The 387-nt window shown below is 46.3% G+C and carries 1 protein-coding gene; it reads right to left on the bottom strand.

Translation table 11 applies throughout. The features are described 5' to 3' along the window. Positions 1–387 (bottom strand): MMPL family transporter (locus HC176_RS17325; RefSeq protein ID WP_167920251.1); only part of this gene is annotated, 387 nt, incomplete at both ends.

Genomic DNA, 387 nt, shown 5'->3' with positions numbered 1-387 from the left:
TAGCTGTAAATGATAGGAATGATGAGCAAACTGAGAATAAAGATGAGGATGATGTTGATAGAGGCAACGATCCCGAACTCAGTAAGCAGGGTGCTTTCAGTAAGTATAAAAGTGGCAAATCCTGAAGCGGTGGTGAGATTGGTGAGCAGGGTAGCATTCCCCACTTTGGTGATCACCCGCTGCAGCGACTTCGCCTGATTCCCGTGCTTCTTGATCTCCTGCTGATATTTATTGATAAGGAAAATGCAGTTAGGTATTCCAATCACAATGATCAACGGCGGAATGATCGCGGTGAGTACAGTGATCTCGTAGTGTAATAGGCCGAGCACCCCGAAAGCCCACATTACACCGACAATTACAGTAATCATAGAGATCACCGTTGCCCGA

Source organism: Tamlana crocina (assembly GCF_012037625.1).
The sequence above is the reverse complement of the archived record's forward strand: the minus strand, read 5'-3'. Positions and strand labels throughout refer to the sequence as shown.